Annotated in this window: 15 protein-coding genes; 6 read left to right on the top strand and 9 right to left on the bottom strand. The window is 60.3% G+C overall.

Annotation, left to right across the window (positions count from 1 at the left end):
• Positions 1 to 68 precede the first annotated feature (68 nt).
• From QDX22_RS08195 to QDX22_RS08170, 6 genes are all read right to left on the bottom strand, one after another.
• Entirely contained in the window at positions 69 to 1,175 is a 1,107-nt protein-coding gene (locus tag QDX22_RS08195; protein WP_110110712.1) for a nitroreductase family protein, read from the bottom strand.
• 92 nt (positions 1,176 to 1,267) lie between these two features.
• On the bottom strand, positions 1,268 to 2,296 hold the full coding sequence (locus QDX22_RS08190; protein ID WP_110099203.1) for a hypothetical protein: 1,029 nt from the start codon (positions 2,294 to 2,296) through the stop codon (positions 1,268 to 1,270).
• Positions 2,280 to 2,540, bottom strand: coding sequence for a hypothetical protein (locus tag QDX22_RS08185; protein ID WP_110099204.1), 261 nt, complete (start codon positions 2,538 to 2,540; stop codon positions 2,280 to 2,282). The genes QDX22_RS08190 and QDX22_RS08185 overlap by 17 nt, the downstream gene beginning before the upstream one ends.
• Before the next feature lie 276 nt (positions 2,541 to 2,816).
• The gene (locus QDX22_RS08180) at positions 2,817 to 4,235 is read right to left on the bottom strand and encodes a phenylacetate--CoA ligase family protein (protein ID WP_233242950.1); all 1,419 of its coding nucleotides are present in this window, start codon (positions 4,233 to 4,235) and stop codon (positions 2,817 to 2,819) included.
• Between the two features lie 60 nt (positions 4,236 to 4,295).
• Positions 4,296 to 4,511, bottom strand: coding sequence for a hypothetical protein (locus QDX22_RS08175; RefSeq protein WP_233242951.1), 216 nt, complete (start codon positions 4,509 to 4,511; stop codon positions 4,296 to 4,298).
• A gap of 41 nt (positions 4,512 to 4,552) precedes the next feature.
• Complete coding sequence (locus QDX22_RS08170) at positions 4,553 to 4,876, bottom strand: putative quinol monooxygenase (protein ID WP_279718192.1); 324 nt, start codon at positions 4,874 to 4,876, stop codon at positions 4,553 to 4,555.
• Positions 4,877 to 4,964: 88 nt separating this feature from the next.
• Here QDX22_RS08170 and QDX22_RS08165 point away from each other — a divergent pair, with 88 nt between their 5' ends.
• Entirely contained in the window at positions 4,965 to 5,888 is a 924-nt protein-coding gene (locus QDX22_RS08165) for a DNA-methyltransferase (protein ID WP_110101467.1), read from the top strand.
• A gap of 63 nt (positions 5,889 to 5,951) precedes the next feature.
• Here QDX22_RS08165 and QDX22_RS08160 read toward each other — a convergent pair whose 3' ends face one another.
• Entirely contained in the window at positions 5,952 to 6,749 is a 798-nt protein-coding gene (locus QDX22_RS08160; RefSeq protein ID WP_110101468.1) for a hypothetical protein, read from the bottom strand.
• 252 nt (positions 6,750 to 7,001) lie between these two features.
• On the opposite strand from QDX22_RS08160, the gene QDX22_RS08155 reads away from it, so the two are divergent.
• A complete protein-coding gene (locus QDX22_RS08155; RefSeq protein ID WP_110099277.1) occupies positions 7,002 to 7,547 on the top strand; it encodes a peptidylprolyl isomerase in 546 nt (181 codons plus the stop codon).
• A gap of 103 nt (positions 7,548 to 7,650) precedes the next feature.
• On the top strand, positions 7,651 to 8,604 hold the full coding sequence (locus tag QDX22_RS08150; RefSeq protein ID WP_233488047.1) for a rhomboid family intramembrane serine protease: 954 nt from the start codon (positions 7,651 to 7,653) through the stop codon (positions 8,602 to 8,604).
• 115 nt (positions 8,605 to 8,719) lie between these two features.
• Here QDX22_RS08150 and QDX22_RS08145 read toward each other — a convergent pair whose 3' ends face one another.
• Positions 8,720 to 8,956 carry a cell division protein CrgA gene (locus tag QDX22_RS08145; protein ID WP_233488049.1) on the bottom strand — a complete coding sequence of 79 codons (237 nt, stop codon included), beginning with the start codon at positions 8,954 to 8,956 and terminating at the stop codon, positions 8,720 to 8,722.
• 107 nt (positions 8,957 to 9,063) lie between these two features.
• On the opposite strand from QDX22_RS08145, the gene QDX22_RS08140 reads away from it, so the two are divergent.
• Genes QDX22_RS08140 through QDX22_RS08130 form a run of 3 tightly spaced genes read left to right on the top strand, consistent with a single transcriptional unit; the run spans position 9,064 to position 10,819 of the window.
• Entirely contained in the window at positions 9,064 to 10,050 is a 987-nt protein-coding gene (locus QDX22_RS08140; RefSeq protein WP_110101469.1) for a class E sortase, read from the top strand.
• Between the two features lie 11 nt (positions 10,051 to 10,061).
• Entirely contained in the window at positions 10,062 to 10,226 is a 165-nt protein-coding gene (locus tag QDX22_RS08135; protein WP_166769954.1) for a hypothetical protein, read from the top strand.
• Positions 10,226 to 10,819, top strand: coding sequence for an anthranilate synthase component II (locus tag QDX22_RS08130; RefSeq protein ID WP_110099280.1), 594 nt, complete (start codon positions 10,226 to 10,228; stop codon positions 10,817 to 10,819). Before QDX22_RS08135 ends, QDX22_RS08130 begins: the two co-directional genes overlap by 1 nt.
• A gap of 43 nt (positions 10,820 to 10,862) precedes the next feature.
• Here the strand turns inward: QDX22_RS08130 and pknB are convergent, their stop codons facing one another.
• Positions 10,863 to 12,773 (bottom strand): Stk1 family PASTA domain-containing Ser/Thr kinase, encoded by a 1,911-nt coding sequence (gene pknB / locus QDX22_RS08125; protein WP_168186111.1) that lies wholly within the window; start codon positions 12,771 to 12,773, stop codon positions 10,863 to 10,865.
• Positions 12,774 to 12,794: the final 21 nt, after the last annotated feature.

The following is a 12,794-nucleotide window of genomic DNA, read 5'->3' as shown; positions in this document are numbered from 1 at the left end:
GTCGATGGCGCGTAAGCGATGCAGCCAATCGGGTAGGGAGGTGTCCAAGTTTGTTGAAACCGGTTCCTCTAGCGTCCGGTCATCCGTGCGGAACGTGGCGGCGTGGATGCGGGAACTCCCACCCGGAAATAGGACAGTGGTCGGTGGTTGTGCTGGGATTGTTGATCGTGGGATGTGACCCAGCGGTGGAGATAGGACGCGGTGGCCGGTGCGTCAATCATTTCGGTGGCCGGTGCCACGGATAACCCGAGCTGGTGCAACCGTAACCACAACCTGTGCAAGGTTCTGCCGGCGTCGATGATCTGGGCGGGACTCTCGGCGGGGGCAGAAAACAGCACGGGTGTGCCACGGGTTTGGGTGTGATGTTCCGCGGTGGATGTGCCGGGGGACCTGAAGCGGGTGTGAACCCTAGCTAGCATCCGGGAGGTGGCCGAGAGCGGTGTCGCCAGGATGTCGGCGAGTGGAGTGCGTGCCACCCGGGCCAGGCGTTGCACTGCCGGTGGTAGCAGCAGGCAACCGCCGTCGAGCCCGTCGAGGTGACGCCGCGGATGGTGCGGATCCAGGCGTAACCATCCGGTGAGTTCGCGGATCAGCTCGGGCGAGGAGCTCAAATGTCTCGAGGCGATGGTTTCCAGGTCGCTGATGCGGGGGTCGGTGAATTCGACCGCCTGGGGGAATTCAGCGAGCGCCGTGGCCACAACATCCGACGCTGGTGTCAGCATGCCACGATAGACCCGACGGGAGAGCACATCCTCGGCACTGAAGTCATCGGTCGGTGCGGCGAGGGGTTGTAGCCGGAGCCGGATGCTGGTGTTGGCGCCCGAGCCAGTGACAGATTCGATGCTGAGCCGGTGTGGGTTCTCACTGTCCTGGCTGGCTGCAATTTTCAGGGATTCAATCCAGCAGCCCAGAGCAAGATAGAGGTCTCGGTCGGTGGGGTCACCGTAGATTAAGCGCCGTTCCGGGTGGACGCCCAGGTTGATGATTTTCTTGGGGGCGTCAACAAGGGGGTTCCAGGGCTGTGTGTTGTGGGCTGAGGGGGCCCGACCAGCGATCTGAATCCAGCCCTGGAGTCGATCGGCCCAGCCGGAGCTGTCGGGCTGGGTGATGGCCTGTACCGAGGTGGTGAGGAAACCGATGCCGTGGAGTCGGTAGCCACCGGCCCGGCGGAACACCTCGGCCGACGCCGGGTTATCCTCACCGATATCGGTGACCCGCAGGGTGCGGTAGCCGGCAGCGGAGAGCTGGGCAAATAACTGGCGGGAGACTAAGGAGAGCAGTCCCCGTCCCTGAAGCTGCGGTCGGTGCCCTGGGTGATCAACACGGCATCGCGCAACGAACTGGTGCGGTGTGGAACCGGGCGGAGTTTCTCTCCGGCTAGCTCGGCCAGCTGGCGAGGGCCCAGACGGCCGTTATGGGAGCGCAGGATACTCACCGGATCGGGGACCACCAGCGCAAAACTGGCCGGGCCTGTTGATGCGGACGGGGACAGGTCGTGGTCGAGGATCACAACGAGCCGGGGATCCATCAGTACTTCTAAGCCGGCCGCCTGAGCCCTCATTTGGGCCGGGGAGATCTGAGTGTAGTAGGGAAGCTGGGCAAAGGCCGCATTGTGCCCGGCCCGCAGGTGTTCTACCACACCGGATCGGCCCCGTAGATTCCAGCGGGTGACTTTCCGCGGGCGCACTCCGGCCCGCCGGTACTCCTCGACCGTGGGCGGGGTTCGGTACTGGTCCGGGATGGTTGCGACCGGAAGTTCCCAGGTGGCAGCCGGATACACCGTGGTGTAACCGAACTCTTCGGCCACATCCACTAGGACGGGGTCGTTGTAGGTCGAGTCGAAGAAACCAGGGTGCTCAAATCCAGAGAGCACGGCCCCGCCGGTCTGGTTCGGCAGTAGGCTGACCGGCCCAAAAATCTGGCGGAAACCCTGCTGTTCTGCCCGGGCGTGGATCCCGGTCAGCAGCGCTCGGAGTGCTGCTCGGTTCCGGTACAGTAGCGCCCCGAAATATAGGGCCGGTCCACCACTCAGCAAGCCCGAACCGCTCAGCTTGGCATCCACGGTGTGTGAGGCGTGCATGGTGGCGTGGGCGTGGATCTGGCCGGTGGTGTCCTCTCGGACGACCAGCATCCGGCACCAATCCACCTCGGGGTGGTGTCCGGTGAGCCAGGCGCGCAGGTCATCGGCGAGGACGGGCACCATCTTGTCTCGCCAGCCGGCACCGACGGGAGGGTCGGCGACCAGCTGATTCAGCTCCCGGTGCGGGGTGAGTAGCTCTTCACACCGTAGCGTCACGGCGGTCCCGCAGGCGCTGAATGGTGTCGACCCCGGAGCCCACCAGTGCTTTGGCCAGGGAAGTCGCGATCCCCACGCCCTGAATGGTGGCGCGGGCAGCCCGAGACAGCACCGGTGGTGGGGTCTCCCCGGGGGCCGGGCGGGACCACTCGGTCAGTACCTGCAGCTGGTCATGCTCGGCCGACCAGGTGCCATTGGCGTATCCGATGTCGTCGGCCTCAAGAATCCGAATGAATCCGCCCACCACCGGATTAGCGTTGGGACCGCTGGGTAGGTGGCCGGAGTGTCCATCAGGGCCGACCGGGACTCGAAGGCCACCACCAGACCGATACGTAGCGGGAACTCGAAATAGCTACGGTGCCACAAATAGCCCGGCGCATTGCGCAGTCGACGTCCCAGGGGCGGCCAGACCAGAATTTGTTGGATCAAGGCAGCGACATTGCGGTACTCATTCTGACCGAGAAACAGGCAACCGGTCCGGGCTTGGGGGCTTTGCAGGCTGAAAAATCTCGAGTGCGCATTAGCTTTGTCTCTCGTCGTGCTGGGTTCGGGTCAGGTAGACGTTCTTGATCTTGGTGTTCGGGTCGCTGAAGGGGCCGGTCCCAAAGTCGTGGACCACCACCCGGATTTCTGCCGCCGAGGCATCCTCGGTCAACGACACCGCTACATCGCGAGAGACCGAAGCCAGGTGGTCCAACACCTGCTCGGAGAGCTGATCGGCCAGCTGATCTTTGGCGACCTGGTCCAACCGGGCGGCCGGGTAGGTCTCGGGATCGCGGAGCTGAATGTGCATGCGGGGCCGGTGCTCGAAATCGCCGATTTCCATCAGCTCAATCTGGAAAGAATCGATCACCTTGGCCGCCTCGGGGTCTCGATACAGCCCGTTTTGCACATCGAGCGGATAAATATTGGCGCCCATATAGGAGATCGTGGAGTCTTTCCGCCCGAACAGCAGCAGGAACGGCAATTTCATCTGCTGATTCCGGTAAGCCTCCTTGAGCCGGGAGACCAGTTGCGGGAAGGCGCTGGTGATCTGCACCATCTCGGGGAAGGACAGGATCCGCGCCTCGTCGCCAATGTTGTACCGCAACCGCGGGCTCATCACCGCCGAGGAATTGATGGTGACCATCAATTCACCCTCGTCGGTGGTCTCCATATAGGTTTCCAGCGGGTTGTACTGGAAAATCATGGGGGTTCTGGTCTCGTTCTGGCCCAACAGCGCGGTGCGGAAGGCGGGATTAGCGATCAACTCTTTGCGCAAGGTGATGCTCAGATCGGTCTCGCCACCCATGCCGATGGTCAGATCGGAGGCACCATAGCCGGAATAGACCCGGTCGAAGGTGCCCAGTACGTAATCCCGGAGCCCTTCGGTCATGGCCTCGCCACCAACGAACCCGTTGATGGTGTACTCGGCGAATTCGTCTCCGCACTCATCGAGGAGATCTTTCAGATGCTTCAAAAACGGTGGATAGGCGCTGATCAGGTAGGTGAATCGTGGTCCGAAGTGGCGCAGGGTATCCAGGATCTTCTCCAGGTCCGGGCCGGTGTTCTTCACCATCGCAATTTTGGCCATGGCCTGACCGGTATTGGTCCCGGTCGCCCAGGCACCCATCGAGAACGCATTAATGCAGAACAAGTTCTTGCCACCAAAGAGCATGGTCACATAGCCGGCGACATTCTTATGTACCGTTGCGGTTTCGTCCTTGGACCGCATCCAGTTGAACGGGGTCCCCGTAGAACCTGAGGACTCATCGACGACGGTGCCGGCCACCTCGATTTCACCGTCCCAGCACCGACTGGCTTCACCATAGGCCCTGACATAGTCGTCTTTGGAGGTAGGCGGATACGAGGCCAGATCCCACCAGCTGAATTCATAGTCGTTGCGGACCAAATAATCCTGGTAGGCCGGTACGTCCAGGGAGGCATGCTGGCAGATCATCCAGGCGTTGAGCTTGGCGAACCGTTCCAGACAAGGATGATAGTTCTTGGCGGTCAGCCGCTACAGGGCCGGGTCCAGCCGGTAAATGCTGTACAGCGAGGTGAGCCCAACATTAGCAGCGCGCAACGCGATTTGCCGGGCAATATTGATCGGGGCCGACTTGATCGGCAACGGCAATAGCTCGTCGTCGTCACGGGTGACCGTCGAGCGGGTACCGGTTCCGCGCAGGCGTCGGGAGGCTTTGCGCAGAGCCCGACGCAGACTCGATCTGCTCATGTGGCACAGCTTACGTTTCCGGCCAGTAACCGGACAAGAGGTTAGCCCTCGATCTTTTGCTCAGCCATCTCGTCCCAACCGTTGCCCTCAACCTGGCGGGAGATAATTATCGGAGTCGACAGCAGATGCGGACGCATCGTCTCCAGCCCCTTGGCAAAGTGCTCACTGTTCACATGTGGGGCCGCACCGTCGTCGGTGAACCCTTCGATGAGGATGAACTCGTTATCGGCCTCCAATGATTTGGACCAGAAGAAGAAGAGGTTCCCTTCTTCGGCGCGCGTGGGCTCGGTGAACTCCTGCACAATGTCAGGCCACTTCTCAACAGACTCAGGCTTGACTTCGTGACGGACCACAATGAAGTACATGACCATGGCTCCTTTCGGACGCGATAAACACGCCAGCTAACGTGACAGTTGTCTCTAGGCTACAGCCGGCGCCGTTAGAGTTGGAGGCATGACAAACGCCGACCGGTTCTCCCTACAGCATCCTCACGCCGTGATTCTGGGGGATAATTTGGGGCTACTGCAAAGACTGGCCGATGCATCAATCGATCTGATCTATATCGATCCACCCTTTAACACCGGAAAACGCCAAGTCCGGCAGAATATGGCCACCACGCGGTCGGCTGAGGGCACCCGCCGAGGATTTAAAGGCGCTCGTTACCAGACCATCAAGGGTCACCTGTATGCCTATAACGATCAGTTTGAGGACTATTGGGAATTCCTGGTGCCCCGGCTGGAACAGGCTTGGCGCTTGTTGAAACCCACCGGTACGTTCTACCTGCACCTCGACTACCGTGAGGCCCACTACGCCAAGGTGCTGCTGGATGCTCTGTTCGGGCGGGACTGTTTTCTCAATGAGATCATCTGGGCCTATGACTACGGTGCCCGCAGTAAGAAGAAATGGCCGGCCAAACACGACACGATTCTGGTCTACGTCAAAGACCCCCAGCAGTACTACTTCAACAGTGCAGAGGTGGACCGGGAACCCTATATGGCCCCGGGACTGGTGACCGCTGAAAAAGCAGCACGAGGTAAATTACCCACTGACGTGTGGTGGCACACTATTGTCTCTCCGACGGGGAAAGAAAAAACCGGCTACGCCACCCAAAAGCCAGAAGGCATCCTCCGCCGGATCGTTCAGGCCTCCTCAGCACCCGGAGATACTGTGCTGGATTTCTTTGCCGGGTCCGGCACCACCGGTGCCGTGGCCGGACGCTTAGGACGTCATTTCGTGATGATTGATCAAAACCCCGATGCTATCAGCGTGATGCATCAGCGTTACCAGCACCGACTCCCCGATCTCAAGGTCGCGTATCTGCGGTCCATGCCGGACGGGTTGGAGACCTATCAACCATTGGCGACATCCGGCCGTTAACCCCACAGTGGGGGTGGAGCATAGCCCCCACTGTGGGGTTAGGTACTTACTGCGCCGTGAGTGTTACTTCTTCTCGGCGGCGTGAGCGCCGGAGGGCTGGGAGGACGCGGAGGTATCGATCGTCACGTCGGTGGTGTTCTGATCCTGCTCGTTCGAGCCGGTCTCCGACGTGACAGCCGGCTGAGCGGCCGGCTTCTGCTCGGCGTTCCGCCCGGAGCGCTGTGCGCCCGGAGTAGCGGGAGTGCCCTGAGCGATCGGCTGTGGGGTCGGGTTCTTCCAGGGATCCTCGACAGGCTTGGTCAAGCGGTAGATGGCGAAAGCAGCACCCGAGGCGGCCACGGCCAGACCCACGAAGATCCAGACTTTGTTACCAGCCTTGGACTTCTTGGCTTCCTTTTTGGCCTTCTTATGCTGCTTCTGCAGTGTCTTCTCGGCAGACTTGGTGTATTTCTCCAGCGCCTTCTTCAGTTTCTTCGAGGCCTTCTTATCGCCGGTGACGGTTTCCAGCACGTTCTGCACCGGTGCCGGAACATCGTGGTCGGATACGGCGTTCGCGGTTTTCTCGGCAGCCTGAGCCAGCTGTTCGGTGGCAGCTGGTGCGTAGTCTTCGACAACCTTGGTCCGAGCGGCCTCAAGAGCCTCGGAGACTTTATCCACACCACGCTGAACCAGCGGGGTGGCTTTCTCCACGCCGTCCTGGAAGGTTTCTCCCGCCCAGTTCAGGGCGTTCTCCACCTTTGGAGCCGCCCACTCTTTGGCGTTTTCGAAGTTATCGGCCAAAGTCGACTGGACCGACCCAGAAGCCTTCTTCAGCTTCTTCTCGGCCTGACGTGCGGCTTTTTGAGTAGAACGTTTCGACATCGTGGTCTCGCCTCCATTAGGGACACTAGCTTCATCCCTAGCCTACGCGGGAATCTCGCAGTCTTCTATTGTGTGAGTGCGTGGCCACGAAAGATGTCGCGACAAGTCATGAATGACAACAGGAAACAGGATACTCTGACTGCGGTGTGTTAGCCGGGTGTGAATGTGCTCCAGTACGGCTGGATCGTAAACCGGGTTTTTCTCACCGCGGATATCGCCCCGAAATCCCTCGGTCATGAAAGAATAGAAACCATGAGTTCAATTGCAACGCACCAAGCGACCATCCATACCAATCTCGGCGATATCGTGGTCGAGCTGTTCGGTAACCACGCTCCAAAGACCGTGAAGAACTTCGTGGGCCTGGCCACCGGCGAGCAGGAGTGGACCGACCCGGCCAGTGGTGAGACCAAATCTGGTACCCCGCTGTACAACGGAACCATCTTCCACCGGATCATCAAGGACTTCATGATCCAGGGTGGGGACCCGCTGGGTCAGGGGATCGGTGGTCCCGGTTACGAGTTCGACGATGAGATTCACCCCGAACTGACCTTCAACGAGCCTTATCAGCTGGCGATGGCCAACGCCGGTATCCGTAACGGCAAGGGCACCAACGGCTCCCAGTTCTTCATCACCTCAGTGCCGACCACCTGGCTGCAGGGCAAGCACACCATCTTCGGTGAAGTCACCGATCCCACCTCCCAGCAGGTTGTCGACCAACTCAACGCAGTACCCACCGGCAGGAACGACAAGCCGGTTGATGATGTGGTGATTTCCTCGATCGAGATCACCGAGCTCTAAATCCAGCCGATCACTGATGAGCTTACACCGCCGGTTCCGCGCTGATGGTGGAATCGGCGGTGTTGTGCTGTGACCACAACGACCCCACCCAAGGACTCCCGGTATGACCACCTCAGATTCGAACCCGCCGGAATATGGTGCCTCGCCCGGCTCTTCTGCCTCCGAACCACAACCGGTCTGCCACCGGCACCCGGACCGGGTCAGTTATGTCCGCTGTAAGAATTGTGGCCGACCGGCCTGCGGCGAATGCCAACAACCCACCGAGGTGGGCGTGTTGTGCGCCGATTGCGTGCATCAGAACCAGGGTGCCCGCACCACTCGGCGCAGTGATACGCCTTGGGTGACGTATTGTCTGATGGGACTGTGTGTGGTGGTCTATATCCTGCAGTGGGTGACTGTCGCGCAACCGCAGGGCGTGACTCAGTTATTCCAATATGCCGGCGTGTATACCTCGGCGGTAGCACTGGAATACCCTTGGCTCCCCTTTGAGCCCTGGCGCATGATCACCTCGGCCTTTGTGCACTCCCTCGCCAACCCGGTACACCTGCTGATGAATATGCTGGTGCTCTACATGATGGGACGCGCGCTGGAACCGGCCCTGGGCCGGGTACGGTTCCTGGGTCTGTACTTACTGTCCGCTTTCGGCGGCTCGGTGGCCGTGCTGTTTCTCTCTGAACCTCATGTTCCAGTTGTCGGTGCCTCCGGTGCGGTCTACGGCCTGTTTGCCGCCATGTTCATTCTGCTACGCCAGTCCGGAGGACAGCTGGCTTCGATCACCGCGTTGATCGTGTTGAACCTGGTGATTTCCTTCGTGGGTAGCAATATCTCCTGGCAGGGCCACATTGGTGGACTCATCACCGGGGGTCTTACCGCCGGACTGATGCTGGGTCTGCACCAACTCTTCAGCAAGCGCATGGCTGACCCCACCTTGCCAAACGTTTCCGGCGGTCTATCCGCGACCGCGGTGGCTCAGCTGGGCACCTGGCTGGCCATTGCCGCGGTCTTCGTGGTGCTGGTGGTGCTGACCTGGGTCGGCGCACTGTCCATCACATTGTAACGAGCGAATTTATCCACAGGGTTGTCCACCGATGTGGAGTAAATACCAGCTGTGTAATTACAATCCTGTGATTCTCCACAGATGCTATCCACACTGTGGATAACGACCGGTGGGTTTAGCGCCAGCGCGTGGTCATCAAAAAACCGATAATGGCGATCCCAAAGCCCACCACGATATTCCAGGCGCCGATGGATTGGATCGGCAGCGTGGCTCCGGATAGGTAATACACGATAATCCAGATCAGACCGATGATCATCAGTCCGAACATGATCACCTTGTACCAAACCGGTAGCGGATCAGGTTCGATGTCTTCTCCGAGCACTTCACGGCGAGTTGGATCTGAGTTCGTCACAGGACTTCCTGACGTGGATATTGCGGACAGTGTGGTAGGTCGGACATAGAATGGTCCAGGACGACATTCTACCTACTGGTTGAGCTCGCCTGGTCAGAGAGAAGAACATGAGCACACACGCCACACACCCCCGCCGAGGCGGATTGCCTCGCCCCGGTCGCCGGTTCCACGATGACGTGTCCGGTCAGCCCTCAGGTGGCTACTATCACCCGGGTAGCTATCAGAAGATGCGTCGGTCCTTGCGTCCAGCCAAACCCACAGTGGTCAGTGTCTTAGGTGAACTGCTGGTGACCGCCGGGGTGTTCCTGTTGCTATTCGTGGTCTGGGAACTGTACTGGACCAACCTGGATGCCAATCGGCAGGCTGATGCCCACCAGCAACAGGTCATCGACGACTTCCAACGCAACTACGACGGGATGTTTACCGGCGATGGTCCGGATCCAGCGGTGCCGGCCGAGGTTGGTGACGGCGCAGAGGCGTGGGGCATTCTCTACGTGCCACGCCTGGGCTCAGACTGGTCCTCACCGGTGCTTGATGGGGTTAGTCCGGAGGTCATCGATCAGGGCGTGTTGGGGCGCTACCCGGATTCTCCCCGTCCTGGCGAAGAAGGCAACCTGGCCATGGCTGCGCACCGTCAAACCCACGGCTCAATCCTGTGGGATATGGACCAGGTGGTCGAAGGCGACCGGATGTATCTGCAAACCGCTAACGGCTGGTGGGTTTACGAGGTGAAACAAAACCACATTGTGCTTCCCACCGCCATTGAGGTCCTGGACCCCAACCCGTTGGATCCCGGTGGACCGGCATCGGGCCAGTGGTTGACCATTACCACCTGTCACCCGCTGTACACCACGCGAGAGCGGATGGTGACCCACGCCGAAAAGGTGGAGTTCGTTCCACTGGCCGACGGTCCTCCGGAGGAAATCGCCGAGGTGGCCGCGGAGAGTATGCCCGCCGGTGCCACCACGATCGATCCTGATCTCGAAGAGACCATGCACGAGCTGGCTCCGGTGACCATGGAAAACCTCTACGAAAAGTACCACGCGACCCAGACCCAGCGTGAAACCGAAACAGCTGAGGCTGCTGCACGGTAAAGGAGAACATCATGTACGCCTGGTTTTTCCATATCTTGCCCGGGCCCACCTGGCTGAAGTGGATCGAAGTGCTCGTCCTGCTTGCCCTGATCGTGTTTGTGCTGATGGAGTTCGTCTACCCGTGGATGTCTGAATTCGGGTTCTTCTCCGATGCCACCCTGGAGACAGAGCAGTGATCTCCAGGTCCCCCCGCATTCTGGTGATTGACAACTACGATAGCTTCGTGTTCACCGTGATCAACTATTTGCGCGATGCCGGTGCCGAGGTTGAGGTGTTGCGCAATGACGCGCTGAGCTGGGAGGAGTTCGTGGAACGCGCGCAGGCCGCTGACGGGGTGCTCATCTCCCCGGGTCCCGGTGATCCCAGCTCGGCGGGGGTGAGCATGGACCTGATTCGCTGGGCCGCTGAGCAGGCCAAGCCACTATATGGTGTGTGTCTGGGGCACCAGGCTATCGGTGAGGTGTACGGGGCCCGGATCTCCCGCGCTGCCCAACAGCTCCACGGCAAGAACTCGAGCGTGACCCACACCGATCACCCGATGTTTGAGGCGGTGCCCAATCCTTTTACCGCCACCCGTTACCACTCCCTGGCAGCCGAACGTGACACCGTGGATGAGACCGTCTTGGAGGTCACCGCCACAACAGCGGATGGGGTACCGATGGCCTTTGCGCATCGCCACCTGCCGATTTGGGGAGTGCAATTCCACCCCGAGGCACTGATGACTGAAGGTGGCCACGAGATGCTCCGCAACTGGGTGAACACACTCTAGCCGCATCTACCCGGGGTTGCCGGGCGGTGCCGGGCATTGCGGGTTAGTTCTCGTCCTCCGGTGTGGATGTGGTCTCCTCCGGCTCGGACTCCTCCGGACTGGTGGTATCTTCCTCCGGCGAGGGCTCGGCTGTGGTCTGCTCGTCGGTCGGGGTGGGTTCTGGTGGTTCAATGGCCACCGTGATGGTAATGGTGGAGCCCTGATCGACGGTGTTGCCACCGGTCACCGACTGTTTGATGACCGTATCGGGTTGGGCTTCATCGGTCTCTTCGGTCTCCACATTGGCCGACAGTCCCACACCATCAGCTTCCAGGGCCTGGACGGCATCGGCCTGAGATCTGCCGATCACATCGGGCACTTCGACCTGACCGTTGGACATCTGCAACGAAATCGTTGCCCCATAGGAGACCGTTGAACCCAGCTCCGGGTTGGTATTGACCAGTCGGTCACGATCCACCGTGGCCGAATTGACGTAGTTGATATCGTCGACCCGCAGGCCCAGACCTTCCAGCGTATCGCGCACGGTCGCCTCAGAGGCACCAGCCAAATCCTCGGGCAAGACGACCTCTTCGGGACCCATCGAGATCTTCAAGGTGATCTCATCATATTCCTGCAGCGTCTCGCCGGCAGCCGGGTCGGTGCCCACCGCAATATCGGCGGCAATTTCGTCGTCGTGGACGTTCTCAATCACCGGACGCAATCCGGCGGTGGTCAATGCATTTTGGGCATCGGTCTGCGACATCCCGGCCACGTCCGGCACGGTGACCTGAGATTGTTCAATCTGTTGTTGCTGCCAGTCTTGATAGAACCACCAGCCGGCCACGCCGGCACCGGACAAGAGCAACAGGACCACGATCCAGATCCACGCGGTAGATTTTTTCTTCTTGCGCGGTTGGGGCTCGTCGAGATCTTCGACCACGTAGCCCTCGTCGTCGTGGTTCGGGGCAAAGGGATCCAGGGGGTCCTGCTCGGATTCGGTGGCCGAGACGGTGGAGAATGCCTGGGTGGCCTCGGCCTCCGACCCGGGGCCGGCCATCGGGACGGCAGCCGGTAGCACCGTGGTGTGCTGGGTCGTGGCTTCTTCGTCGTGATCGGGGAAGATGCCGTGGTAGTGGGCATTTTCCAAGGCTTGGGCGAAGTCGGCACCGGTATCGAACCGATCATCGGGATCTTTCGACAGGGCTTTGGTGATCACCGCTTCCAGGGCCGGGGTCACGTCTGGGTTGATGGTCGAGGCCATCGGGGGGTCTTCCCGCACGTGCTGATAGGCCACCGAGACCGGTGATTCGCCCACGAACGGGGGACGGCCGGTAACCAGTTCGAACAGCACACAACCGGCCGAGTACAGATCGGAGCGGTAATCGACCTGCTCGCCGCGAGCCTGCTCGGGGGAGAGGTACTGGGCGGTGCCGACGACCGCTTGGGTCTGCGTCATGGTCGTGGAGGAATCTGACAGGGCTCGGGCGATCCCGAAGTCCATGACCTTCACATCGCCGGTCTCGGTGACCATCACGTTGGCCGGTTTAATGTCGCGGTGCACGATGTCGTGTTCGTGCGAGTAGTTCAGCGCAGCCAGAACTCCTGACATCCAATGCACCGCGTCATCGATGCTGACCTCACTGGAGCGCAACAAGGTGCGTAAGGTGGAGCCGGAGACGTACTCCATGATCATAAAGGGGCAGGATACCCCGGTGTGATCGGTATCGGGCAGGCGCTCTTCTCCGGTGTCGAACACTGCCACGATATTCGGGTGATTCAGGGCAGCCGAGGAGTGGGCCTCGCGTTGGAACCGGGTCTGAAATTGGGGGTCGCGTGCCAGATCCGGGCGCATCATCTTGATCGCCACCTGGCGACCTAAGCGTTGATCGTGGCCCAGGTAGACGTCGGCCATTCCGCCGCGACCGATGAGCTCGCCGATCTCATACCGATTGTTGAGTACTTGCTGTTCTGACACGTGGAGAATCCTATCAGGACG

The sequence above is a fragment of the Auritidibacter ignavus genome, assembly GCF_029853775.1.
GTDB lineage: Bacteria > Actinomycetota > Actinomycetes > Actinomycetales > Micrococcaceae > Auritidibacter > Auritidibacter ignavus.
The sequence above is the reverse complement of the archived record's forward strand: the minus strand, read 5'-3'. Positions and strand labels throughout refer to the sequence as shown.

Coding starts and splice junctions, on each gene's coding strand:
- QDX22_RS08180 (WP_233242950.1), bottom strand. CDS start 4,235: ATGATCTGCCAGCATGCCTCCCTGGACGTACCGGCCTACCAGGATTAT.
- QDX22_RS08175 (WP_233242951.1), bottom strand. CDS start 4,511: ATGAGCAGATCGAGTCTGCGTCGGGCTCTGCGCAAAGCCTCCCGACGC.
- QDX22_RS08170 (WP_279718192.1), bottom strand. CDS start 4,876: ATGTACTTCATTGTGGTCCGTCACGAAGTCAAGCCTGAGTCTGTTGAG.
- QDX22_RS08165 (WP_110101467.1), top strand. CDS start 4,965: ATGACAAACGCCGACCGGTTCTCCCTACAGCATCCTCACGCCGTGATT.
- QDX22_RS08160 (WP_110101468.1), bottom strand. CDS start 6,749: ATGTCGAAACGTTCTACTCAAAAAGCCGCACGTCAGGCCGAGAAGAAG.
- QDX22_RS08155 (WP_110099277.1), top strand. CDS start 7,002: ATGAGTTCAATTGCAACGCACCAAGCGACCATCCATACCAATCTCGGC.
- QDX22_RS08150 (WP_233488047.1), top strand. CDS start 7,651: ATGACCACCTCAGATTCGAACCCGCCGGAATATGGTGCCTCGCCCGGC.
- QDX22_RS08140 (WP_110101469.1), top strand. CDS start 9,064: ATGAGCACACACGCCACACACCCCCGCCGAGGCGGATTGCCTCGCCCC.
- QDX22_RS08135 (WP_166769954.1), top strand. CDS start 10,062: ATGTACGCCTGGTTTTTCCATATCTTGCCCGGGCCCACCTGGCTGAAG.